The sequence below is a fragment of the Bradyrhizobium sp. 45 genome (genome assembly GCF_023073155.1).
Lineage (GTDB): Bacteria > Pseudomonadota > Alphaproteobacteria > Rhizobiales > Xanthobacteraceae > Bradyrhizobium > Bradyrhizobium canariense_D.
Window position 1 is genome coordinate 498,625 of record NZ_JADPIX010000154.1, and the last position, 23,837, is coordinate 522,461.

The 23,837-nt window shown below is 62.7% G+C and carries 23 protein-coding genes and 1 pseudogene; 8 read left to right on the top strand and 16 right to left on the bottom strand.

Annotation, left to right across the window (positions count from 1 at the left end; genetic code table 11):
* The first annotated feature begins 54 nt into the window (after positions 1 to 54).
* Complete coding sequence (locus IVB42_RS39615) at positions 55 to 519, top strand: hypothetical protein (RefSeq protein ID WP_018454509.1); 465 nt, start codon at positions 55 to 57, stop codon at positions 517 to 519.
* A gap of 142 nt (positions 520 to 661) precedes the next feature.
* On the opposite strand, the gene IVB42_RS39620 is transcribed toward IVB42_RS39615, so the two are convergent.
* The 4 genes from IVB42_RS39620 to IVB42_RS39635 form a co-directional block, all read right to left on the bottom strand.
* The gene (locus tag IVB42_RS39620) at positions 662 to 1,177 is read right to left on the bottom strand and encodes a ParB N-terminal domain-containing protein (protein WP_085353544.1); all 516 of its coding nucleotides are present in this window, start codon (positions 1,175 to 1,177) and stop codon (positions 662 to 664) included.
* A 228-nt stretch (positions 1,178 to 1,405) separates the two neighbouring features.
* On the bottom strand, positions 1,406 to 2,188 hold the full coding sequence (locus tag IVB42_RS39625) for an NYN domain-containing protein (RefSeq protein ID WP_157642915.1): 783 nt from the start codon (positions 2,186 to 2,188) through the stop codon (positions 1,406 to 1,408).
* A 193-nt stretch (positions 2,189 to 2,381) separates the two neighbouring features.
* On the bottom strand, positions 2,382 to 6,146 hold the full coding sequence (locus tag IVB42_RS39630; protein WP_247395225.1) for a vitamin B12-dependent ribonucleotide reductase: 3,765 nt from the start codon (positions 6,144 to 6,146) through the stop codon (positions 2,382 to 2,384).
* Positions 6,147 to 6,207: 61 nt separating this feature from the next.
* Entirely contained in the window at positions 6,208 to 6,402 is a 195-nt protein-coding gene (locus IVB42_RS39635) for a hypothetical protein (protein WP_026232747.1), read from the bottom strand.
* 504 nt (positions 6,403 to 6,906) lie between these two features.
* Here IVB42_RS39635 and IVB42_RS39640 point away from each other — a divergent pair.
* The gene (locus tag IVB42_RS39640; protein ID WP_085353541.1) at positions 6,907 to 7,803 is read left to right on the top strand and encodes a DMT family transporter; all 897 of its coding nucleotides are present in this window, start codon (positions 6,907 to 6,909) and stop codon (positions 7,801 to 7,803) included.
* Positions 7,804 to 7,927: 124 nt separating this feature from the next.
* Here IVB42_RS39640 and IVB42_RS39645 read toward each other — a convergent pair whose 3' ends face one another.
* Together IVB42_RS39645 and IVB42_RS39650 are read right to left on the bottom strand one after the other, a co-directional pair.
* Positions 7,928 to 8,365, bottom strand: a complete 438-nt coding sequence (locus IVB42_RS39645) for a hypothetical protein (RefSeq protein ID WP_231188560.1) — start codon at positions 8,363 to 8,365, stop codon at positions 7,928 to 7,930.
* A gap of 762 nt (positions 8,366 to 9,127) precedes the next feature.
* Entirely contained in the window at positions 9,128 to 9,697 is a 570-nt protein-coding gene (locus IVB42_RS39650; RefSeq protein WP_085353539.1) for an Ada metal-binding domain-containing protein, read from the bottom strand.
* Positions 9,698 to 9,827: 130 nt separating this feature from the next.
* Here IVB42_RS39650 and IVB42_RS39655 point away from each other — a divergent pair, with 130 nt between their 5' ends.
* Positions 9,828 to 10,247, top strand: a complete 420-nt coding sequence (locus IVB42_RS39655) for a nuclear transport factor 2 family protein (protein WP_085353538.1) — start codon at positions 9,828 to 9,830, stop codon at positions 10,245 to 10,247.
* A 173-nt stretch (positions 10,248 to 10,420) separates the two neighbouring features.
* On the opposite strand, the pseudogene IVB42_RS39660 reads toward IVB42_RS39655, so the two are convergent.
* A pseudogene (locus IVB42_RS39660) lies at positions 10,421 to 11,883 on the bottom strand (DUF5939 domain-containing protein).
* 358 nt (positions 11,884 to 12,241) lie between these two features.
* Here IVB42_RS39660 and IVB42_RS39665 point away from each other — a divergent pair.
* Positions 12,242 to 12,706 (top strand): GrpB family protein, encoded by a 465-nt coding sequence (locus tag IVB42_RS39665; protein WP_204511068.1) that lies wholly within the window; start codon positions 12,242 to 12,244, stop codon positions 12,704 to 12,706.
* 178 nt (positions 12,707 to 12,884) lie between these two features.
* Here the strand turns inward: IVB42_RS39665 and IVB42_RS39670 are convergent, their stop codons facing one another.
* From IVB42_RS39670 to IVB42_RS39680, 3 genes are all read right to left on the bottom strand, one after another.
* On the bottom strand, positions 12,885 to 13,079 hold the full coding sequence (locus IVB42_RS39670) for a hypothetical protein (protein WP_018454499.1): 195 nt from the start codon (positions 13,077 to 13,079) through the stop codon (positions 12,885 to 12,887).
* 123 nt (positions 13,080 to 13,202) lie between these two features.
* A complete protein-coding gene (locus IVB42_RS39675; protein ID WP_204511069.1) occupies positions 13,203 to 13,361 on the bottom strand; it encodes a hypothetical protein in 159 nt (52 codons plus the stop codon).
* Between the two features lie 156 nt (positions 13,362 to 13,517).
* Entirely contained in the window at positions 13,518 to 13,745 is a 228-nt protein-coding gene (locus tag IVB42_RS39680; protein WP_085353535.1) for a hypothetical protein, read from the bottom strand.
* Positions 13,746 to 14,074: 329 nt separating this feature from the next.
* Between IVB42_RS39680 and IVB42_RS39685 the strand changes: the two genes are divergently transcribed.
* Positions 14,075 to 14,998, top strand: coding sequence for an arginase family protein (locus IVB42_RS39685; RefSeq protein ID WP_247395224.1), 924 nt, complete (start codon positions 14,075 to 14,077; stop codon positions 14,996 to 14,998).
* Here the strand turns inward: IVB42_RS39685 and IVB42_RS39690 are convergent.
* The 3 genes from IVB42_RS39690 to IVB42_RS39700 all read right to left on the bottom strand — a co-directional run bounded on the left by IVB42_RS39690 (position 14,995) and on the right by IVB42_RS39700 (position 18,605).
* The gene (locus tag IVB42_RS39690; protein WP_247395223.1) at positions 14,995 to 17,247 is read right to left on the bottom strand and encodes a CHASE3 domain-containing protein; all 2,253 of its coding nucleotides are present in this window, start codon (positions 17,245 to 17,247) and stop codon (positions 14,995 to 14,997) included. The genes IVB42_RS39685 and IVB42_RS39690 overlap by 4 nt on opposite strands.
* Positions 17,244 to 17,666, bottom strand: coding sequence for a response regulator (locus tag IVB42_RS39695; RefSeq protein ID WP_085353532.1), 423 nt, complete (start codon positions 17,664 to 17,666; stop codon positions 17,244 to 17,246). Before IVB42_RS39695 ends, IVB42_RS39690 begins: the two co-directional genes overlap by 4 nt.
* Positions 17,667 to 17,906: 240 nt before the next feature.
* Entirely contained in the window at positions 17,907 to 18,605 is a 699-nt protein-coding gene (locus IVB42_RS39700) for a BA14K family protein (protein ID WP_247395222.1), read from the bottom strand.
* Between the two features lie 246 nt (positions 18,606 to 18,851).
* On the opposite strand from IVB42_RS39700, the gene IVB42_RS39705 reads away from it, so the two are divergent.
* Positions 18,852 to 19,259, top strand: coding sequence for an NADH:ubiquinone oxidoreductase subunit NDUFA12 (locus IVB42_RS39705; RefSeq protein WP_026232746.1), 408 nt, complete (start codon positions 18,852 to 18,854; stop codon positions 19,257 to 19,259).
* A 420-nt stretch (positions 19,260 to 19,679) separates the two neighbouring features.
* Here IVB42_RS39705 and IVB42_RS39710 read toward each other — a convergent pair whose 3' ends face one another.
* The gene (locus IVB42_RS39710) at positions 19,680 to 20,366 is read right to left on the bottom strand and encodes a DJ-1/PfpI family protein (protein WP_018454493.1); all 687 of its coding nucleotides are present in this window, start codon (positions 20,364 to 20,366) and stop codon (positions 19,680 to 19,682) included.
* Positions 20,367 to 20,457: 91 nt separating this feature from the next.
* On the opposite strand from IVB42_RS39710, the gene IVB42_RS39715 reads away from it, so the two are divergent.
* Positions 20,458 to 21,399 (top strand): DJ-1/PfpI family protein, encoded by a 942-nt coding sequence (locus tag IVB42_RS39715; protein WP_247395221.1) that lies wholly within the window; start codon positions 20,458 to 20,460, stop codon positions 21,397 to 21,399.
* Positions 21,400 to 21,581: 182 nt separating this feature from the next.
* The gene (locus IVB42_RS39720; RefSeq protein WP_247395220.1) at positions 21,582 to 21,758 is read left to right on the top strand and encodes a hypothetical protein; all 177 of its coding nucleotides are present in this window, start codon (positions 21,582 to 21,584) and stop codon (positions 21,756 to 21,758) included.
* A gap of 80 nt (positions 21,759 to 21,838) precedes the next feature.
* Here the strand turns inward: IVB42_RS39720 and IVB42_RS39725 are convergent, their stop codons facing one another.
* A complete protein-coding gene (locus tag IVB42_RS39725; protein ID WP_247390470.1) occupies positions 21,839 to 22,855 on the bottom strand; it encodes a Na+-dependent transporter in 1,017 nt (338 codons plus the stop codon).
* A gap of 13 nt (positions 22,856 to 22,868) precedes the next feature.
* Positions 22,869 to 23,816 (bottom strand): alpha/beta hydrolase, encoded by a 948-nt coding sequence (locus IVB42_RS39730; protein WP_247395219.1) that lies wholly within the window; start codon positions 23,814 to 23,816, stop codon positions 22,869 to 22,871.
* Positions 23,817 to 23,837 lie beyond the last annotated feature (21 nt).

Below are 23,837 nucleotides of genomic sequence, written 5' to 3' on the forward strand. Positions count from 1 at the left end.
GGGAGATCAATAATGGCAAATGTCGAACAATTGCGCAGGCGGGACGGAGTAAACTTGGTCCAGCTCGAGGAGGACATTGCATCGATACGCTCGGGAAGCTCTCTTGCTTCCATTGCTCTGCCTGATTACGTCGAGCACACCGCGGGCGTGACGCGCGTCGGCGCGCTCAGTGCAGAGGCGGTCGTTCGGGACTATGAGTCCGCTGCAAAAGAGATCGAGGCCATGGGCACCGAGTTGATCGACGCCGCGCAAAAATGCGAGGCGCTGACTGCCCAGGTCCATGATGCGATCGCCTTCATGCGAGAAACGGCGGCGGAGTATCGTGAAGAGGGTCGGAAGATCTTCAAGCGCATCGAAGAATGCGCGCTGTTCACCGAAGACGTCCGCAAGACATGCGAACAGGTCAAGCGCAGGATGGTCGACGTCTCGCTAGGCTCATCGTCCAACGAGGAGTTCGCACCGCAACAGCCCGAGTTGAGCGGGATCGCCGCCAAGGTGTCGATGAGCGAGATACGGTGAGGCGGGCGTAGATAGCGCGTAGGCTGGGTTGAGCTCTAGGTCGTAGGATGGGTTGAGCCCTTACGAAACCCTTCATCTCTCGCCGATCGAGCGGTGATGGGTATCGCTTCGCTCCACCCATCCTACGAGCTGGAGCCAACAATCAATAGCGACCGCCGTGGCCCTTTTGCTGCGTGATCCAGTCCGACAATGTTTTCGGTGTCGATTTCGCAGTCCGGCTCGGTGATGCCTTCGGATTGTCGCGAACGCCTTTCGTCGGACGGGTGCGCGGCGCTTCCGTTCCGTTGACGCCCTTCCGGCCAGCGATCGATGCCTCCGCGGCTTCCTTCTCCAGGCGCAACTGTTTCAATCGCGCCATCTTGAGGCGCTCTGCCTCGACTTCGGGCCGTTCGGCAAGCTGCGGCTTGTGTTGAGCGACCTCCGCCGGGACGATGACACCGATAATGGTTGTCTCGCCGAGCGCCTTGCAGGCTTCGAGCCGATGCAGTCCCTCGACCAGAACGAGGCGGTCTCCGTCGAGCCGGACGGAAATGGGTTCCTGTTGTCCGATGTCCAGCATACTTTCAGCGATCTCCCCGACGATCTCGGGCTTGATGGCTTTCTTCTGCTTCGTGGGAACGAAGATCTTCTCGATCGGGAAGCTTTCCGGTTTGGGCATAATCTGACTCCGCTTCTACCGGGCCCGCCGGAACCGATGCCGGTGAGGACGAGAGTTTAGGAGGGAAGGGCTCGACCGCAAAGGCAATTCGGCGGCAGGGTGTTGATGAGCTCGTAGGATGGGTTGAGCCCTTACGAAACCCATCCCTTCTGTCGATCTGGCGGCGATGGGTATCGCTTCGCTCCACCCATTCTACGGGCTGCACTCCAGCCATCCTGCGAGCTACAGTTAGCGGTTCAATTGATCCAGGTGGACACGCTTGCCGACGCGGGCCTCAAAGGCGTCGACAATATGCTCCCATCGGTTAGAGCGCATCAGGCTCGAAGGATTATACGCCATGGCGCGACCAACGAACGGCATGTCGTCGTCCTGGTAAATATAGAAGTCTAGCCCTTCGTAATTGCCGATCATGCATAGCTTCTGAGGATTCACGTCGCCCAAAGCGATGTTCCACTCGACGTAGCTATCCTTCGATTGGTGGTGCATCCACTGCAATATCTTGAATGGATTGACTGGCACCACGACATCAGCCAACGCCATTAATTCACTGGAAGTCTCGGCCGGATAGCAGTGCAAATGCACTGCTACAGGGGTGTCCCGCAATGCTTCAAAAAGTGGAAAGAAGTCTAGGTCCTTCGTCATGATGTGGGCTTCGGACATGTGGCCAGACGTTGCATGTTTGAAAACGTCGATTGCGAGTAAGATGTCGACGCCTTTTTGACGCAGCGTCTTGTTTTGTCCCCGCGTCAGCCCCTCTCGAACGTGCATAAAAGGCGTGCGATTAACCAGCTCGAATTGTTCTCGCTTGCGTTTCACTCGTCGTTCGTATTCCTCGCCAGATTCATTGTCCTTTTGGGCGGGCAAAGCATCGTAGTAAAAGGTTCTTTGATGCCCGCCAGCGATTGCCCGGTAATCGATTTTGTTACGACTGAGGTCGATCGCGAAATATTCGGATGTCTTCCGCACCATTGCGTCGATAAAGCCACCATCAACAAATGCATATTTTGTCACGGCTGCTGTATCCCTCGATCTGCCGCCTCCGCGGGCTCCAAGTGTCCCAAAGCTCTTTCAACCTCGTTCAGAAGTAGTTATCGATAGAAAACCATAAGTTGCAAGGCGACAATGAAAAAAGGGCGGCCTTCTGGCCGCCCTTCGTAGATGCTCGAGGCAAATCCGGGCCCAGCAATCCTAGCTGTCTAGCCCCTCACGAACACCCCGTCGTGCTTCCACACGTATCGCACTTCATACAAGTACCATTCCGCACCAGCGTGAAGTTGCCGCACTCGCTGCACATCTCGCCCTCATAGCCCTTGGCTTTGGCTTCCGCGCGGCGCTCGGCCTTGCTGGGCACCGCGACTTGCGCGCTGCCGGCCTTGCTCCACTGCAGGGCCTCCAGCTTCTCGGTGGGCGAGAGGTCGTGGGCTACTTCCTGCTTCAGGGCGACAGCGCCTTCCAGGACGTCGCCGGCACGGCCTGCGCCGTGCGAGGCGAGTGAGGTGACCTTGCTGCCGCCGGATGGTGCGCTGTCGTTGCCTTGCGCGACCGCGGTCGAGCCGCCGCGCATCACCACGAGGTTGTCGGTGCGGGAGCGGGTGAGGCCGCGCGACACCAGCTTGGAGGCGCGCTGGCCGTGATCATCCGGCTCCTTGCCTTCCTCGACGCCCTTGCCGAGCACGTCGAACCCGGTCTCGCTGGGATCGACATGGGCGAGGTCGAAGCGGCTGAGATAGCTCACAGCCAATTCGCGGAAGACGTAGTCGAGGATCGAGGTCGCGTATTTGATGCTGTCGTTGCCCTGCACGGGGCCCGCCGGCTCGAAGCGGGTGAAGGTGAAGGCGTCGACATATTCGTCGAGCGGCACGCCGTACTGGAGGCCCAGCGACACCGCGATGGCGAAGTTGTTGATGAAGGAGCGCAGTGCCGCGCCTTCCTTGTGCATGTCGATGAAGATCTCGCCGATGCGGCCGTCGTCATACTCGCCGGTGCGCAGATACACCTTGTGGCCGCCGACGACCGCCTTCTGGGTGTAGCCCTTGCGGCGATCCGGCATCTTCTCGCGCTCGCGCATCACGATGATGCGTTCGACCAGCTTCTCGACGATCTTTTCCGAGACCTGGGCGGTGCGTGCCGCCATCGGCTTGTCGTAGAGATGCTCGATCGCATCGTCCTCGTCCTCATCGTCGGCGATGAGCTGCGAGTTGAGCGGCTGGCTGAGCTTGGAGCCGTCGCGATAGAGCGCGTTGGCCTTCAATGCGAGTTTCCACGACAGCATGTAGGCGGACTTGCAATCCTCCACGGTGGCGTCGTTCGGCATGTTGATGGTCTTGGAGATCGCACCCGAGATGAAGGGCTGCGCCGCCGACATCATGCGGATGTGGCTCTCGACCGAGAGATAGCGCTTGCCGACCTTGCCGCAAGGGTTGGCGCAGTCGAACACCGGATAGTGCTCGGCCTTGAGGTGCGGAGCACCTTCCACCGTCATCGCGCCGCAGATGTGGACGTTGGCCGCCTCGATCTCGCGTTTGGTGAAGCCGACGGCCTGGAGCAGGTCGAAGCCGGGGGCCGCGATCGCCTCGGCACCAATGCCGAGCTGGTCGCGGATGAAGTCTTCGCCAAAGGTCCATTTGTTGAAGGCGAACTTGATGTCGAAGGCGGTCGGCAGCGCCTTCTCGACCTTGGCGATAGCCTCATCAGTGAAGCCCTTGGCCTTCAGCGTCGAGGCGTTGATGCCGGGCGCGTTGGAGAGCGAGCCGTGGCCGACGGCATAGGCCTCGATCTCCGCGATCTCGCTCTCGCGATAACCGAGCGCACGCAGCGCGGCGGGGACCGCGCGGTTGATGATCTTGAAGTAGCCGCCGCCGGCCAGCTTCTTGAACTTCACCAGCGCGAAGTCGGGCTCGATACCGGTGGTGTCGCAATCCATGACGAGGCCGATCGTGCCGGTCGGCGCGATCACCGTGGTCTGGGCGTTGCGATAGCCGTGCTTCTCGCCGAGGTCGAGCGCCGCATCCCAGGCGGCTTGCGCATGGGTGACGAGGTCTCCTTGCGGGCACGACACCAGGTCCATCGGCACCGGGTTGACGCTGAGCCCCTCGTAGCCGTTGGACTGGCCATGGGCGGCGCGGCGGTGGTTGCGGATCACGCGCAGCATGTGCGCGGCGTTCTTCTTGTAGCCGGGAAAGGTGCCGAGCTCGGCCGCCATCTCGGCCGAGGTCTTGTAGGTGATGCCGGTCATGATCGCGGTCAGCGCGCCGGCGATGGCGCGGCCTTCCTTGCTGTCATAGGACAGACCCATGGTCATCAGCAGGCCGCCGATATTGGCGTAGCCGAGGCCGAGCGTGCGGAACTCGTAGGAGAGCTCGGCGATCGACTTCGACGGGAACTGCGCCATCATCACCGAGATTTCGAGCACGATGGTCCAGAGCCGGCAGAGATGCTCGTAGCCTTCGACGTCGAAACGCTTGGAGGGGATGTCGTAGAACGTCAGCAGATTGGCGGAGGCGAGGTTGCACGCCGTGTCGTCCAGGAACATGTATTCCGAGCACGGATTGGAGGCGCGGATGTCGCCGGACGCCTTGCAGGTGTGCCAGTCATTCATGGTGGTGTTGAAGTGCAGGCCCGGGTCGGCCGACGCCCAGGCGGCGTAGCCGATTTTTTCCCAGAGGTCGCGCGCCTTCAGGGTCTTGGTGATCTTCTTGGTGGTGCGTCCGACGAGATTCCAGTCGCCGTCGGTCTCGACCGCGCGCAGGAAGTCGTCCTTCAGCGACACCGAATTGTTGGAGTTCTGCCCCGAAACCGTGAGATAGGCTTCCGAATCCCAGTCGGTGTCGTAGACGTCGAACTGGATGTCCTTGTAGCCTTGCTTGGCAAACTGGATGACGCGATTGATGTAGTTGTCGGGCACGAGGCTGCGGCGCGCCAGCTTGATCTCGCGGCGCAGCGCCGGGTTCTTCTCGGGGTCGAAGCAATCGTCGCCCGAGCCTTCGCAGTTGACGCAGGCCTTCAGCACGGCCTTGAGGTGCTTCTGGTTGATCTTGGATCCGGTGACGAGAGCGGCGACCTTCTGCTCCTCCTTCACCTTCCAGTCGATATAGGTCTCGATGTCGGGGTGATCGACGTCGACGACGACCATCTTGGCGGCGCGGCGCGTGGTGCCGCCCGACTTGATCGCGCCCGCCGCGCGGTCGCCGATCTTGAGGAAGCTCATCAGGCCGGACGAGCGGCCGCCGCCGGAGAGGCGTTCGCCTTCGCCGCGCAGGCGCGAGAAGTTGGAGCCGGTGCCGGAGCCGTATTTGAACAGGCGCGCTTCGCGGACCCAGAGGTCCATGATGCCGCCCTCGTTGACGAGGTCGTCACCGACGCCCTGGATGAAGCAGGCATGCGGCTGCGGATGCTCGTAGGAGGATTTCGATCGGGTCAGCTTGCCGGTAAAGGGGTCGACGTAATAATGGCCCTGGCCGGGACCGTCGATGCCGTACGCCCAGTGCAGACCGGTGTTGAACCATTGCGGCGAGTTCGGCGCGACCATCTGCATGGTCAGCATGTAGCGGAGCTCGTCGTAGAAGGTCTGGGCGTCCTCGTCGGAGGAGAAGTACTTGCCCTTCCAGCCCCAATAGGTCCAGCAGCCGGCGAGACGGTCGAACACCTGCTTGGCCGAGAGCTCGCTGACATAGCGCTCTTTCTCGGGCAGGAGGGCGAGCGCCTCGGTGTCGGGCACGGCGCGCCACAGGAAGGAGGGGACGGACTCTTCCTCGACCTTCTTCAGGCGCGCGGCAACGCCGGCCTTGCGGAAGTACTTCTGGGCGAGGACGTCGGAGGCGACCTGCGACCACGCGGTCGGCACCTCGACATTGTCGAGCTTGAACACGACCGAGCCGTCGGGATTCCTGATCTCCGACGTGGTCAGCCGGAAATCGATGCCGGCGTAAGGTGACTGTCCCGAAGTGGTGTGGCGCCGCTCAATCCGCATGGTCTTGCCCCGTCCTATCTTTGACCGGACCGCCTCCGTTCAGGCGTGCCGGGTCATCATTTCATTTCGCGGTGCTCGAGGCCGCCTGGCCCTTGGCATCGCAGCTCAGCCGGTAGACCCGGCCCGTTTTCTCCCGACGCGATTGCTCGATGCGCGCACCGATCATCCGCCGGCACGTCCAGACCCATCCGCCCCAAAGGGATGAGCCCGACATGCGTTCAACGCCCCACAACGTCACGTCTTCAACCATTGCCATCCGGGCCTGTTTCCAGCCCGTTCAGGCGCCCGAAAAGTCCGCTCTCGCCGGGCAGACAAGCCCGTATCCCGCTGCCCTTGTCTGGCTTGGCGGAGTGCTGTTTTGCAGACCCTTTGGGGGAGTGCCGGCGGGACGCAAACACACTCGCGCCGAACGGATCGAAAACTAGGACTCTCCGTTACGCCCGTCAAGAACTAGTGCGAGTTCCTGAATCAAATACTAAATATGGTGGATTATGGGGGATAACAGGGGGCAGGCCCGCGCCTGTTGTTGAGCCAAGTATCAGTGAGTCCTCAGGGATTCCCAACCGAAAAAATTTGCATCTTGGGGTGCCGCTGAGGCTTCACCCCGCTGTTCACAGGGCAGGTATATTTCTGAATCGCGGGCTTGCCTCGGGGGGACTCACGTAGGGCTACGGAAGGTGAGGGCAGGCATGCCCGCCGGGGTGGTGGTGGGAGGCGCGAATCCGCGCCAAGCTGCCCTCGATTTTGCCGGACTACCCACATGCTTGATTCGACTCGGCCGGTGCTGCGAGCGCGCATCGCCCCGGCCGGCCTGATATTCCTCGCCATCACCTCGGTGGGCTGGGGTTTCAATTGGCCGGTGACGAAATTCCTGCTCTCCGAGCTGCCGCCGCTGACCTTGCGCGGGGCGACGGGCGTGCTCGGCGCGGTGCTGCTGGCGGCGCTGGCACTGATCCGCGCTGACAGCCTCAGCGTCCCGCGCGCGATCTGGCCGCGCCTCGTGACCGCCGCGATCCTCAACGTCACCGGCTGGATGGTGCTGATGGGTCTGGCACTGCTGTGGCTGCCGGCGAGCGAAGCGGCGCTGATCGCCTACACCATGCCGGTCTGGGCCTCGCTGATCGCCTGGCCGGTGCTCGGCGAGCGGCCGACCTTGTTGCGCACCATCGCGCTGGTGATGGCCTTTGCCGGCCTGGCCTCGATCATGGGCGGCAACGGCTTTGCCGCCACTGCGGACAAGCTGCCGGGCATCGTTATGGCGCTGTGCGGCGCGCTCGGCTTCGCCGCCGGCACGGTGTTTTCGAAGAAGTACCCGATCCGCCTGCCGCCGATCACGGCCGCGGCCTGGCAGATCGGGATCGGCTGCCTGCCGATCACGATCATCGGCCTCGCCATCGAGACCACGCATCTGGAACTGGTGACGCCGGTCGGCTGGTGGCTCCTGGTCTATTCGACCGTGGTGCAGTTCTGCATCGCCTATGTCAGCTGGTTCGCTGCCCTTGCGCGCCTGCCGGCCTCCGTCGCCGCGATCGGCACCATGGCGGTGCCCGTCATCGGCGTCGTGGCGTCCGCGATCGCGCTCCACGAGCCGCTGGGGGCAGGGCAGATTGCCGCGCTGGTGTTCACGCTGGCGGCCGTGGTGCTGGCGACGCGGTAGGGCGTATATTCATGAGCGGCTGGCCGCCTGGACTTCCGGTTCATCGTCAACATCGGCCGGAGAGCGGAAGGTCTCCGAGCTCGCAGATGCGCCAAGAGCCGACCTGCCTTGCGGGGGATTGTCTCTACCCAAATCGGTTGGCGAACTCTACGACCGCTGCTGCAACATCTTTACGCCTGGCGTCCGTGCGTGTGAATCCCAGCGGTCCTGTGAACCTGATAACCACCTTTTCAGGATTGGATTTCGGCCGAGCATCGGTCGTCCAAGATAGCTCTCCGGCCCGGACCTTGACAACATCGCGACTGGTGCACGCGGACTCGATCGATGAGAATATCTGCTTTGCTTCATCGACCGAAAGCTTCATCGATTGACACTCACCAGCGCCGACCGACACAAGGGTCAAACCAGACCGTTCGACGCGGAAGTACAGCCCATTGGTCAGCGTGACTTTTTCCTTAGGTCCCAACTCGGCGCCAATACGGGCCAGCGCTTGAGACCCAACTCGCGACAGGAGCCGTCCCAACACTTCAAAAAAGACTTTGATCTTTCGGTGATCATTCATGGGTCGGGCGCCATCGTACGTGGTCCGATGGGGGGACCAAAGCACCTCGCCATTGGCAAACAGTACAACATCCACTTCGGGTCAGCATACGAAGAACTCAACTGAGCAAATCTGGTCCGCCATGCTTCGGGGAGCGACCTCCTGGAGGGCTGCCGCCATCTGCAAACCTTCTCAGAAATACTACGTCTTTTCTTTCTACCCCGGGAGCGAGGTTTCGGAGAGCGTTCGTAGCGAGATATATCTCAAGCCCGACCAGAAGCGGTATTCCCGCGCCCCAAATGTAGATCAGGCCACGCATTGTTGCCTCCGTCAGGATAATTTTGAGCCGCTGCTTCGGGCAGTCTTCCAGGCCAAGGAAGCGGCCACGACAAACGACACGAAACAGAACGCGATCACCCCCAAAGCGCGGACATCGCGGCGCGGCTCGTTGAGCCACACGAGAGCCGCCAGGCAAAGGAGCGCCGGGACCGCGCAGGCTTGTGTTGCGATATACCGACGCCTCAGCGCCAACGGCGCGCGGTCCCCCCAGATAAACGCCTCAACCTGAAACTTGCGAGAAATTGCGTCCGTCCGGGGGAGGCACGACCTATCTAGCTCTGCCACGATGGATTGAAATCCCCATCCGGCAATGCCCAGCAGTGAAAGTCCAAAAAAAGAGTAAGAACAGCGACACTTCACGTGTCTAGCAGCTTCAACACAACCGCGCGAGACCAGTTAGTCCGCAATGGGTCCAACAGCGGACCAACGTTGGGATGCCCGACCTCAGGCGAATACTCTGCGGCGGTGGCGAATGCTGGAGGGCGAGCGCCCATAGAGTTCGCGAAAGACGGCGTTGAACCGGCGCACGCTGCCAAAGCCAGCTCGGTAGGCGATCTGGGCCAGTGGTTCAGTCGTCTCGTCAAGTAGGCGCTTCGCCCTCTGTACACGCCTGGTCTTCGCGACCTGTTGGGGGCTGGCCCCGACGTACCGTTCGAACAGACGCGCAAGGTGGCGCGAGCTTACCCCGAGCCGATCGGCCAGTGCGGCAACCGAAGCGTCATCCAAGGCGCCACCATCGATCAATTTCAAGGCCCGCGCGACTGTCGAACGCGTGCCATTCCAGGCAGCACAGAAGGGCGCGGTCTCCGGACGGCAACGCAGGCAAGGTCGGTACCCCGCGGCCTCGGCGGCCGCTGCAGTTTGATAGTAGGTCACGTTACGGGTCAACGGCTGCTTCACCGGGCAAACCGGGCGGCAGTAGATTCCCGTGGTCTTCACTGCCGTGTAGAAACGGCCGTCATAGCGGGGATCGCGCTGCAAGCGCGCGGTGTTGCATACCTCAAAACTGAGCATGACTCATTTTACCGCAGGCCGCAGCCAGAAGAATAGCCCTGAGATGATCACGTCCGATTCCGGCCAGCGATATCGGTGCGCCCTTCTTATAGAGAAGGTCCAACTTCGCTGAGCACTTGGAGAAGCAAAAATGAACAGCACGAATCCTAAAGAGATCGTCATCAATGCCTGGAAGACTTTTAAAACCCGTGATGCGCAGTTGATCGCGGAGCTGTTTACTCCCGATGCCGAATGGATCGCACCGGCTGGAAATGCCACGGCGGTCGCTCTCAAACACACCGACCACATGATTGGACCGGACCAAATCGCACAGTTTATTGCCTCGGAAATGCATCATCTGTTCTCGAACGTCGACATCTCGTTTCGGGGCATTCATGCCGATGGCGATACTGTGATCGTCGAGGAGCGAATGCGAGCCACTCTTCCTGGAGGCAAGCCCTACGAGAATGACTATTGCTTCGCTTTTGTCCTTTCCGGCGAGCGGATCAAGCTGGTTCGCGAATACATGGACACCCGAAAGGGCTGGCAGATGATTTTCGAGCCGCTTTAAAGGCTGCTTTGGGTCACAAGCGGTCCTCGACCGGCTGCGCAGGGCAGGTCAGCTCTGGGCCACGAACAGACTCCTTTGCTCTTGCCGTGTCCAAGAAAAGCCGCCTCGCGGCGGCCAGATGTCGGAAATACATTTCGATCACTACGCTAGTGCGGACTGCCGCAGAGCCTAGGCTACAATCGGCCGGTGACCCGGTAGACTCGCGCCTCGCCTTCGACGCCGCGCAGCGGCGCCTCGAACTCCTCGACATGGTGGCCCGCCAGCAGCTGGCGAACAGCGGGCGCGGTGTAGAGTGCTTCAGTGAGACAGATTTCGCCGGCGTCGGCGAATGATTGCACCCGCGCGGCAATATTCACGGTCTGGCCGAAATAGTCGAGATTCTCGTTGAGGGTCACGGCGATGGAAGGACCGCAATGTGCCCCCATTTTGAGAACGACGGCGGGCTGGCCGTGCTTGGAGTTGAACTCTCCGATGTCCCGCAGAATGTGCAGCGCTGCCTCCACGGCATCCACCGGCCGGAAAAACGCAGCCATGACGGCGTCGCCGATGGTCTTCACGATGGCACCGGCATGCCGATGGGCAATTGCGTCGAGGAGAGCGAAATGTTCGCGGACGAGAGCATAGGCATTAAGATCCCCGAGGCGCTCGTAGAGCGCGGTCGAACCCTTCAGGTCCGTGAACAGGAACGTCACCTGCCGAACGCCGAGGCCCTCCTCCTCATCTACGCGCTCTGAGCGGAAGAGCTTGCGGAACGTCTGACGCGTCAGCAGCATCCCGCCCGAGACGTAGGGATCGAATTCGAGGGTCGGCTTCTCTGGCATTTCCAAGATTTCAGGTGGCCAGTTGATCAGGAGCAGCGAACCGCGCTTAGGGCCGGTGTTGCTGATCTCGAAGATCACAGGCCCCGACGGCACGGCCGAAACGGCGGGCGTGAACCGCTGCCCGTCATAGGTGGCACGAACGATCGTCGGAGTATTCGGCATCTGCACGGCAGTGGGATCGAGCGCGACCGGGAGCGTAAAGCCCGCCTGGGTCTGGACGTTGACGCCTGAGACCGCGCCCGGCCCAATATCGGTCTGCAGCGTCGTTGTCAGACCGGACGGCAGATAAGTCATTCCGCGAACGAAACCGCGCAAGACATCGACAAATCGAGTCTGTCCGCCGGGCAGCCGTCCGCTGTTGGCGAACTTGAGCTTCCAGTGCAGATCTTCGATCGAGAGATTGTCGACGTCATACAAGGCGAGGTGCCGAATTTGCGGCGAGACGGAGAAGGACACTTCGATGAAGTCGTCGAGTTCGGTGTGACCCTCGATATCGCAAAGCCCGCAGACGAAATGGCTCCGGAGCGCACGGAGCCTCCCGAAGCTTTCCAGCACCAGACCCGAGTGGGGCAGAGAATGTCCCAATGCATGTCGACCAGCCCGGCGCGAGCGGCATGGAGAAACAGATCGATCGACTCCGGCTCAGCCACACTGCGATCACGGGCGAACGCCAGCGGATTGGCGCGGTACAGGCTGACCTCGTCACCACTGCGAATCAGCGTTTCGAACTTGGAGATTACGCGCGGGCTCCAAGTGCGGGCCTGCTCGATCTGCGTCATCTTGCTTTCGAGAAGACGCTCGTCAATGGATGTCATCGATCAGCTCCTGACGATGGCAATCTATCAGCTTCGCCCGGTCCTCGCGAGCCATCCGATGCCGCACGGCCTATTGCACTGCAAGGATTTTCAATCCACCCATGTCGCTTATGGGTCAAAGTGCGAAGAACTCAACCTGAGCAAATCTACTCCGCCATGCCTCGCTGGATGGACCTCAATATGGTGCGCCCACGACGTCGCTGAAGCCCCAAAAGCTGACCCGTATATCGGGAGATGCCGCGCATTGCAGTGAGTCCGATCACATGCAGGAACGGTGGTCTGCTCCAACAGGGCCGTTTGAGAAGGGTAGCTTCCAGCGAGGGGACAGAATGGAGAAGTATGGAGGGGCGCCATCGAGGTGCGTGACTATGACCCCGACTGGCCGGTTCGTTTCCAGCAGGAGTGCCGTCGCTTGCGATTTGTGGTCGGTCCGGCGCTCAAGATCGAACACATGGGCAGTACGTCTGTGTCCGGCCTCTCGGCCAAACCGATTATGGACATCTTGGTCGGCCTCCCGAACTTGTTGCGCGCGAAGTCCACGTTTGTGAGGCCATTCGCGCAACTCGGATACACCTACATCCCCGAGTACGAAGCATGGTTACCTGGTGAACTGTTTTTTCGGAAGAGGATGCCTGGACCCTGGACACACCATCTTCACATCATGGAGCAATGCAATCCACGCTGGAGAGATTTCCTGCTGTTTCGCGACTACTTGCGCTTACACCCGGAAATCGCTGCCGCGTACGGAAGCCAAAAGAAATCGCTCGCGGATGAATTTGGCAAGAACATCGAGGGCTTTCGCAAAACAAAACATCGGTTGTGAGGGAGATAACCGACAAGGCGCTATCAGCATTCGGGAAGTATTGTTTGCGCTGCCACAGCGACGGGATATGCCGTGCGGCGCTGCTAAGATGTCCGCTTCGGGTCCACAAGCGGGAATGCCAACGAGCAGCTCCTTGCTCGAGCCTCACAGCGCAAGGCACGGGTGGAGTTCTCTCCCTTCAGGCGCTTGGCAGGGACCGAGTAAGGAGCTGCCGGCGAGCCTTCTTCAGATCGGTCGCCAGTTTTATTTTCTCTCTCAAAACGAGGATTTCGGAATATTCCTTTTGGATCTCTGGGCGGGTGCGAAGTGCTTCAAGCTGCTGGGCGGTCAGTTTCAGTATCGCGGCAATATGCGTACTCTGGATGTGGTGCATGGCAATCAAATCCGCTGTTGGAAAAAAACGGAACGGCACGATACAGCGAACTGCGGTGCGGCGTCGCTGGAAATAAACAGCCAGCCTTACTGTCGTTTTTTTTGCAGCGCGTCACTGCCCTCATCAGGTGGGGGGCTGCCGTCTGCTCATAATGAATTTCTTGACCGCATGAATCGTGCGAGCAAGCTGTCGCGGCCGGCGACTACGCGGCGGCGTGACTAACACAACGAAGAGCAGGTTCAGCAGCAGCCAGCAGCCGACCGCGATGAAAATGTACTTCATAACTCCTCAAGGGTGCCCTCGGAAGAGCACTGCAAGAAGAGCGGCAGCAACAATCGCGAGCCAGATCATCGAAACAACGAAGCTGGCGAAATGCCAATCTACGTCGCGGCGCCTGGTCTGCATTGTGTCTCCTTCCGGAGGCCGTGTGTCGTCGTCTCAGCGGCCTCTATCGTCCTTGCCGTTGGGGCTGCCGTCTCCGCCGCCGTTGCCCCAGCCGTTGTTGCCGTGATGGTGATGGTCGTCGTGGACCGCGCCTGCGCCCGACTTCGCGATCGCATCCGATGTAAGGGATGTCGACAGGAGTAGGGTGATGGCTGGAGGTGTCACCGCCGCGAACTTTCCGCAGGTTCTTAAGAACTCGCGACGGTCGTCCTGATCTGGCATGCGTTTCTCCGTCCAGAGATAAGCCCAAATTAAATCACAATAACTGAATTAAATCAATTTAATTTCGTTCCAGAAGAAAGCGGCCCGCCCACTCGTCCACTCCCTCAGGGGAAGCTCGACGCGCTGGAGTCCGCTGTGGTCACCGCCGACCACGCCGAAGGTGGGAGCTTCCGCTTTGCCTTGGTAAGCCGACGTTTATGAGGTCACGTCCTCCGCGAGAGCGGCTTCGACCGCTCGGCTCGGCGGCAGGCCAAGAGCAGGTCAGGAACTCGCGGAGGCGTTGCGGATTGGCTCTGTCGGCCGGACTGAGTGCCTCCAGCGAGACGGCTATGGCGAGCGACCGCAACACATTCCTCGGCGTCGCGGCGTGCGACCTTGCCCTGCCTCTTGGCGAAGCCGACGTCGTCATCTTCGGAGCTGCCGACGCCACGCCGCATGTGAAGGGCAGGACCAGCCATGCCGCGAATGGCCCAGCGGCCATTCGCAATGCTTTGCGCGTTTATCAGACCGACCTTGCCAGGTGGGATTTCGACCAAGACGGAATCCTGCTCGACCCGGAGCAAATCCGGGTCGTCGATGGCGGCGATCTTGCCACGTCACCCGAGGCCCCCGAGCAAAACCGGAATGCAATCAGGTCCGCCACCAGGAAGATCCTGAAGTCCGGCGCGGTACCCATGCTGCTCGGCGGAGATGATTCTGTCCCCATACCGTTCTTCGAGGCGTTCGAAGACATGGGCAAGCTGACGATCCTGCAGATCGACGCGCATCTGGATTGGAAGGACCAGCGCGACGGCTCAGCACATACGTTTTCCAGCACGATGCGGCGCGCCAGCGAGTTGCCTTGGGTCGAACGCATTGTGCAGGTCGGTTTACGGGGTATCGGCGGCTCGGGCCTGCAGGAGCTCAGTTGCGCGCGGAATTGGGGCTCCAGGATTATTACGGCACGAGAGCTCAAAAGCCGGGGCGTTCAAGCCGTCCTGAGTGCAATCGAGGACAGCGCGAATTGCCTGATCACGATCGACTGCGACGGCCTGGATCCGTCCGTCATTCCCGGCGTGCTCCTGCCGCAACCTGGCGGCTTGTCCTATTTCGACGTCATAGACCTGATCGCGAGCGTCGCCTCGAAGGCCAGAATTGTCGGTCTTGATCTGGTCGAATTGGTGCCGGAGCGTGATCCGCAGAATATTGGGGCGATCTGCGCAGCGCGGATCATCTGCAACGCCATTGGACATATCGCCAAGCAGAAACGCTAGCCGGTGGGCATGTGTCCGAGCGCCTTGCGGATCATCGCGGCGAGCTGGTTGCGGCGGTAGGGTTTTGTCAGCAGCATGACGCCGTCGTCGAGCTTGCCGTGGTGGACGATGGCGTTGTCGCTATAGCCGGAAGTGTAGAGCACCTTCACGCCGGGGCGGATCGTCGCCACCTTGTCGGCGAGGTCGCGTCCGCTCATGCCGCCGGGGATGACGACGTCGGTGAACAGCAGATCGAACGGCTGGCCGGCCCGGATCAACTCCAGCGCGGCCTTGCCGTCGGGCGCGGCGACGGTCTGGTAGCCGAGGCTCTGGAGCTGCACGGTGACGAAGTTGCGCACCAGCGGATCATCCTCGACCACAAAAATGGTCTCGGCGCCACCCTCGGCCGGCGGTGCGGCAGAGGTGACTGGCTCGGTCATGCCTTCGCCCGGCGGCAGATAGAGCTTGATCGTGGTGCCGTGGCCTTCCTCGCTGTAGATCTTGATGTGGCCGCCGGATTGCTTGACGAAGCCGTAGACCATGGAAAGGCCGAGGCCGCTTCCCTTGCCGACCTCCTTGGTGGTGAAGAACGGCTCGAACGCCTGCTGCTGCACCTCGGCCGGCATGCCGGTGCCGGTGTCGCTGACGGCGAGCATCACGTAAGGGCCGGGCCGCACGTCGGGATTGCTTTGCGCATAGGCCTGGTCGAGCACGACGCGGTGGGCCTCGAGCAGCAGCTTGCCGCCGTTCGGCATGGCGTCGCGGGCGTTGATGGCCATGTTGAGCAGGGCATTGGTGAGGCGGGACGGATCGATGTGCGCGGTCATCTGCCCCTGTTCGAGCACGGTCTCGATCTCGATCTGCTCGCCGAGGGTGGGGCGCAGGAGTTTCGCGATGTCCGCGACCGCGGCGTTGATCTCGACGTTGCGCGGCTGCAGCGGCTGCCTGCGCGCGAAGGCGAGCAGATGCTGAATCAGCTCGGCGCAGCGCTCGGCGGCCTCGTCGATCAGGCGTGCCACGCGCTGGAGCTCGGGCTGCTGCTTCAGGCTCGCCACCAGAGTCTCGGTATTGCCGGAGATCACGGTCAGCATGTTGTTGAAGTCGTGCGCGACGCCGCCGGTGAGCTTGCCGATGGCATCCAGCTTCTGCGACTGGTACAATTGCCGCTCGGTCTCGCGCGAGGTGGTCGCGTCGTGATAGACCAGCACCGCGCCGGAGACGTTGCCTTTCCCGTCCAGCATCGGCCGGCCGCTGATCATGAGATGACGGGGAGCATTGCCGCTGTGCGGGCGGACGATCATCTCCATGTTCTCGAACGGCTCGCCGCGCAGCACGCGTGCCGACGGCAGCTCGTCGGGCTTGAGCGGGGTGAGGCCGTCGCCGTGAAGCACGGTGGACATCGCGCGCAGATTGCGCAGGTTCATGCCGGTCCGGTGCAGCAGCATGCGCTCGGCGGCGGGATTGGACAGAAGGACATTGCCCTCGGCATCGATGACCAGCACCGCCTCCGCCATGCTGTGAAAGGTGCTCTGGAGCACGTTGACCGAGAGGCGCAGCTCGTCATGCGCGGTGACCAGATGCTCGGTGCGCTCGGCCACGGCGGCCTCGAGCTGCTGCTTGGCGGCCGTGGTCTCCATTAGCGTGCTCTTGAGTGCGCCCTCGCTGCGCCGGCTCTCGCGCATCATCATCACGACCAGCAGCAGGATCACCAGCGCGCCGGCGACGTCGATGCCGAGCAGCACGATTCCGGTGCGGCGCGAATCCTGGGAGCGCGCCGCGAGCAATCGTTCTTCCTCTGCGCTCAAATGGTCGAAATTGCCCATCACCGTGTCCATGAGGCCACGGCCCTCGCCCTTGCCCTGGACTGCTGCAATGCCGGCCTGATCGTTTCCGGCGCGCAGGCGCATCACTTCGGCGGCGATCTCGATCCGGCGCAGCGCCAGCGGCTCGGTGCCCTCGAGCAGCGCGACATGTTCGGGAGTGTCGCGCACGCTGCGCTTGAGATCGGCGAGTGCCGGTGCGATCCGGGCGTGCACCGCCTGGAATTCTTCGCTGAAGCTCGGGTTGCGATAGATCTCGTAGCCACGTGCGGCGCTCTCGGCACTGCGCATCAGCACGCGCAGGTCGGAGATCTTCTTCAGCACCTCGACGGTGTGATTGACCCAGGCCGCATCGGACCGTGACTTGACGTCGAGGCCGATCGAGGCCGCGGTGATGATCAGGAGGATGGCAAGTCCAGCACCGAGAATGACGCGCTGCGTTGGGATCAAGGGACTTCTTTCTTGTCCTTCGGCTGCGAGCCATCGCCCGGCACGGCGATGCATTCCCGGATCGTGGTCAGCAGCGTGTCCGGCGTGAACGGCTTGCGCAGGCAGCGGGTCGCGCCAAGCTCCAGCGCCATCCGGAGGAAGTCGGGAGAGGGCGAGGCGGATGATGCGAAGGCGTAGCCGGACATCGCGATTAGCGGAACCGCCGGCGCGCGCTCGTGAAAGATGCGAATGGACTCGAAGCCGCGCATATGCGGCATGAAGATGTCAACCAGCATCACGTCGAAATTCTGTGTTTCGAGCGCAGCCAAACCCGTTTCTCCGCCGTCAGTCAACGTGACGTCGAAGCCCTGACGTTGGAGGAGGACCTCGATGGTCGCGCCGACCATCGGATCGTCATCAACCACGAGAATGCGCGGCATGACACTTCCCAGTCATCGAAGTCCCCACAGCCAAGTTGATACAGGTGAATCGCGCGTCGGGTCAATTTGGGATTGGATAAGGGTAGATATGCACGGTGCGGTGAATAAAGGTCCGCTCGCATCGATTGTACGCGACACTTGCCGATGACGAATACGAGGCGAGCGAAACAGGTGAGGCGCCTGAATGAAAAAGGCGCCGCATCGCTGCGACGCCTTCTTCTTCAAGTGTTTCAGGTCGTGTTACGGGCAGGGATGACGCTGGCCGTCATAGCCCAGATAGGTGCCGGACGCCGGATCGTAGGACTTGTAGCGCTGCGCGCAGTAGGCCGCGGAGTCGCCGCCGCCATCGGGGACCACGGCCACTGTCGGTTCATCATAGTAGCTGTCGCCGTAATAGTAGGGGTCGTCGTAATACCCGCCGCCGTAATAGGCGTACGAGCCGAGGCCGCCGATCGCAGCGCCGGCCGCGAACCCGGGCCAAAAGCCGCCGCCGTGACGATGATGCCAGTGACGACCACTCCAATTGCCGCCACCGCCCTGCCAGTTGCCCGCAGTCGCGACGCTGCGTGTACCGCTGTAGGACGGCGAGAAGGCCTGTCGGCTCACCGTGCCCGCTGCGAAGCTGCCACCGCCCGGACGTACTGCTGCGCCGGCCGCGAAATTGCCGCCGCCGCCGCCGATCCGCGCGCCGCCGAAGTTGCCGCCGAAGTTGCCGCCGCCCATGCGGGCGCCGCCGCCACCGAAATGTGCCCCGCCGCCGCCGCCGCCACCGAAGCGTGCTCCGCCGCCGCCACCGAAGTGTGCTCCGCCGCCGCCGCCACCAAAGTGTGCTCCGCCGCCGCCGACCGCTGCGGCCCGACTTTGGGCAAAGCTCGGCGTCGCCAACGGGATAACCAATGCCACTGCCGCAGCCGTGCTCAAGACTTTCAGACTTTTCATGATCAAAACTCCTTTTCCCGGAAGCAAACCCCATGAAAGGGCCGGAGTTCCTGGGATCACGGGGGTTTGCGTGCGACGAAAAGTTCTCATGGCGACGCTGTATCCGGCATGAACGGATCGCGTCCGATTTGCGGCAGCGTTCCGTGCCGGGGACCGCATCTGCAGCGGGGCATTGCCGCCCGCGCCGAACTGGACATTTCGCCGTCCGGATGGCATCAGGACCCGACGAAGCAGGGCCCTTGCCGCATGAAACAGTTCTTCCTCAAGTTTTTCACCTGGTGGAATGGCCAGACGTTTGGCACCCAACTCTGGACCAAGCGCTACGGCGAGCTGGTCGGCCAGGACGAGCAGGGCAACCTCTATTATCGCACCCGCGGCGGGGCGATCGACCCGGTGCTCGGCTTCGAGCGCCGCTGGGTGGTCTATAACGGCTACGCCGAGGCCAGCCGTATCCCGCCGTCCTGGCACGGCTGGATGCATCACACCGTCGACGTGCCGCCGACGCAGGACAACTACCAGCCGCGCGAATGGGAAAAGCCGCACCAGCCCAATCTCACCGGCACGGCCAACGCCTACCGTCCCGCGGGCTCGACGCTCGCCAGCGGCAAGCGGCCGAAGGCGACCGGCGACTATCAGCCCTGGACGCCGAGCTAGCCTTCCGATTCCCGTCTCACCCTTGTCGTGGGAGTGGATGCAGCCGCATCCGCCTCGCTTTACTGTGGACAACGGGAACAGCGGGGATGAGTCCTGCGCGGGGGTTGCAGCCACGCGGGCGATGCGGCTCAATGGTCGCATCTTACGGAGATGGGAGACCATCGCGTTCGGTTCGGGCAACAGTTCGCGACTGTCCCGAAATGCAGCGGCCGCCGACCAGGACTCGATCGGGAGATAGGCCCCCGGTCTGGAAGCTCCGAAATCGCCCGATGAAATGTGCAGCCGCCGTAAGACAGGAAAGGCCGCTCGGGAAACCGGGCGGCCTTTTTCTTTGGTAGACGGGCGACTGGATTTCGCGTGCCCCGGACGCTGCGCAGCACCGCTACGCGCTGCAGCGCGTCCGGGACACGAGAGTGGAGACTAGGTCATCCGCTCGGCCGCACGCTTCACCGCTTCGAGGCGGCGAGCCTGGTTCGCTGCGCCGCGCTCCCTGAGTAATGCCAGCACCTCCGCCGGCGCGGTATCCGGCGAGCCTGCATTGAACGGCGGGGCCGGATTGTATTCGAGCTGAAGCTGGATCGCCTCCGCGGTGGTGCGATCGACCATGATCGACACCAGGGTCAGCGCGAAATCGATTCCCGCGGTGACGCCGCCGCCGGTGATGCGGTTGCGGTCGACGCAGACGCGCGTCTTGGTCGGCGTCGCGCCGAACTGAGCGAGCATCTCCATCGCGCTCCAATGCGTGGCGGCGCGATAGCCCTTCAAGAGGCCGGCGGCGCCGAGCGCCAGCGATCCCGTGCAGACCGAGGTGACGTATTTGGCACCCTCGGCCTGCCGGCGCAGGAAACCGAGCACCTCCTCGTCATTGAGCAGATCGTTGGTGCCGCCGCCGCCGGGCACGCAGATCACGTCGAGCTGCGGGCAGTCGGCGAATGTCGTGGTCGGCGTCAGCGTCAGCACGGAATCGCTCGGCACGGGCTCGATCCGTTTCCAGATCAAATGCAGTTTTGCGCCGGGCACGGAGGAGAACACCTGCAAGGGGCCCGTGAAATCGAGCTGGGTGACGCGCGGAAACACCAAGAGACCGATCTGGAGCGGGGACGACATGAGAGCCTCCAATTATGAGCTTGACGGAAGCAGCCTCTCATGATGCCTTTCCGTCCAGAATGGCGTATTTCCCTCGCTTTCGGACATGACCATGATCGGCATCCTGATCTTCCCGGACTTCCAGTTGCTCGATGCGGCCGGCCCGATCTCCGTGTTCGAGATCGCGGCGCGCTGCACGGGCAAGACGACGACCGGGATCCGCGTGCTGGCGGTGAGCGCGGGGCCGGTGCGCAGCTCGTCGGGCGTGGAGATGATGGCGCGCGACTTCAAGTCGGCCAATGCGATCACGACGCTGGTCGTGGCGGGAGGCGCGGGCGTGACGGATGCCGCGCGCTGCGAGGTCACGCGCGCCTTCGTGCAGCGGCTGGCGCGGCGCGGCGTGCGGGTCGCGAGCGTCTGCTCGGGCGCCTATGTGCTCGCCGAAGCAGGCCTGCTCGACGGCCGCCGCGCCACCACGCATTGGGGACGCACGCGGGATTTCGTCGCGCGCTATCCCAAGGTGAAGTTCGAGCCGGACCAGATTTTCACCCGCGACGGCAATGTGTGGACGTCGGCCGGCATCACGGCCGGCATCGACCTTGCGCTCGCGATGGTAACGGAGGATCACGGCGAGCAGATCGCGCAGGACACGGCGCGGCAGCTCGTGCTGTATCATCGCCGCAGCGGCGGCCAGTCGCAGTTCTCGTCACTTCTGGAATTGAAGACGCCGAACGGCCGCTTCGGTGCGCTGCTGTCCTGGGCGCGCGAGAACCTCGACGCTCGCTTGACTGTCGAAGATCTCGCCGACCGTGCCGGCATGAGCGCGCGGCATTTTGCCCGCGCCTTTGCCGCCGAGACCGGCACGACGCCCTCGAAGGCCATCAGCGCTTGCGCATCGAGGTCGCGCGCGAGCGCGTGCAGTCCTCGCGCGAGGCGATCGAACTCGTCGCGGAGACAACGGGGTTTCCGCGATCCCGAGCGCATGCGGCGCGCCTTCATCCGCGCCTTCGGCCAGCCGCCGCAAGCGCTGCGGCGCGCGGCAAGGGCCGGGTAGGGAGAATTGATCGAGTTGGAGAGCCCGCTTGAGCAGGTGAGCACACTTGGATATTTGAGCAGACTTGCATATTGCGCGGCATTTCCCCTTTTGGAGCCGGAACGGACCTCGTCAAGCGAATGCACCCGTTGTAGACGATGTGTACAACACGTACCGTCGCCGATCCGATGCAAGGAACCCCAATGACCGATCGAGAAAAGATTCTGATTGCCCTTCTCGAAAAACCTCTGAAGACCTTCGAAGTCATGAAGCGCGTGAACATCAAGAATCAGGACGACTGCCAATCGCTCCTGTTGAAGATGCGTGACGAAGGCGCCGTGAAGTTTGATATTCACAAGGGACATTGGCGCGCTGCGTGAGGGACATTCGCCTGGTCACCAGCGGCCTCGCGATGGCAGAGCGGACATGACTTGCGTGTTGGCAAGGCTTGCGGATTGGTTCAGCCCGATGCGGCCTTGCCGCCGGTCGCCGCAGCGCCCGAGGCCTGCGCGCGCGCCGTCAAGCGCCGCGCGATCGGCATCAGCATGTAGGGCGCCAGGTGAATGGGAAACTGCGTCATCGCGAAATAGAGCCAGGTGGTGGGCGGCAGCGCGCCGGCAGTCGCGGCGAGCATCAGGCCCAGATTGCGCTGTGACACCATCAGCCCGAGCGCCAGCGCGCGCTCATAGCCGATGCGGCGGAACAGCAGCGTGGTGACGGCGAGCAGCGTGAAATAGATCGCGAAGGCGAGAGCTGCGAAGCCGATGGTGGAGACCGGCCGGGCGACGAGATCGCTCGCGACGTCGCCCATGATTGCGGTCGCGAAGACCAGCAGGATGACGATGTTGAAGCCGTCGATCGGCTGCCTGTGGCGCTGGATCGCGGCCGCGCCGAAGATCTGTCGGATCACGGTGGCGGCCAGCAGCGATGCGGCGAGGATGCCGAGCAGCTTCAAGCCCAGCGCAGGCGGCGAGATGCTGAGCATGCCGTCGAGGAACAGGCTTGCGAACAGCGATGCCGTGAACGGTACCAGCGCCGTCGCGCTCACCAGCGTGACCAGCACCAGCGTGGCGTCGAGGCCCATCAGCGCCGCCAGCGCCGGTGCGGCCATCATCGGCGAGGCCATGCTCTGCAGCATCAACGCCAGGGCAAGGTCGGGCGCGCGCGCCGTGAGCCCGGTGACATGGACGATCAGCCCGATGATCACAGGCACGCCGATCATGGTCCAGACGGTCGCGGTCGCGACCAGCGCCGGCCGGCGCAGATGGCCGGTGAGCGCGGCGAGATCGACCCGCATGAAGGAGATGCAAAGCAGAACGAAGATCGCCTCGGTGACGTAGGGGCGCAACAACGCCCCGAGCGGCGGTACCGCGAGCGCGATGAACACGACGGCGGCCACCGCGCGGGTGCCCTGGCCGCCAAGCCATGTCAGCCCGCGCAGGGGGAGGGCGAATATGTTTTGAAGAACGGGCGGCATCGGGAACGGCGTTTCAGGCCAATCCTTTCAGCCACGCGCCGATCTCGCTCACGGCGACATTGGCCTCTCGCAGCAATTTCCCCATCGTGAGAAAGCCGTGGAACTGGCCGGGATAGTGCTTGTAGGCCACGGCCACGCCGGCCTGCCTCAGCCGCTCGGCATATTCGTCGCCTTCGTCGCGCAGGGGATCGGCACCGGCGGTCAGCACATAGACCGGCGGCAGGCCGGCCAGGTTTGTCGCCCGTGCCGGCGAGGCGCGCCAGTCGTGGATATCGCCGGCGCCGTTGAGATAATGGTCGCGGAACCAGCGGATCACCGAATGCGTCAGCAGCACGCTGGTCTCGGGCTCGCTGTGGGAGCCGTGCGTCATGGCGAAATCGGTCGCCGGGTAGATCAGCAACTGGGCCGCGATCGCGGGACCATTGCCGTCGCGCGCGGCGAGCGCGACGACTGCGGCGAGATTGCCGCCGGCGCTATCGCCGCCGATCGAAAGCCGGGAGGCGTCGATGCCGAGTTCGCGCGCGTTGGCGGCGACCCATTTGGTCGCGGCGATCGCGTCATCGATGGCGGCGGGAAATTTGTGCTCGGGCGCGAGGCGGTAGTCCACCGAGATCACGATCAGCGCGCCGGCGTCGGCGAGCTGGCGGCAGACGACGTCATGGGAGTCGAGATCGCCGATCACCCAGCCGCCGCCGTGGAAGAACACCAGCGCCGGGGACAAGCCATCATACCGGCGCGGCTCTTTCGGAACATAGAGGCGCGCGGGAATGGCGCCGTGCGGTGCCGGGATCGACAGCGGCGTGACGCGCGCGAGGTCAGGTGGCTCGGGATTGGTCGCAAAGCGCGCCTGCGCGTAATAGGCCCGCGCTTCCGGTGCGGTCAGGGTCTCATAGGCGGGCCGGCCGGCCTCCTGAAAGGCCTTGTAGACGGCGGCGGCATCGGGATCGAGCACGACGGGCATGGGAAGCGACCTCTGGGTTTC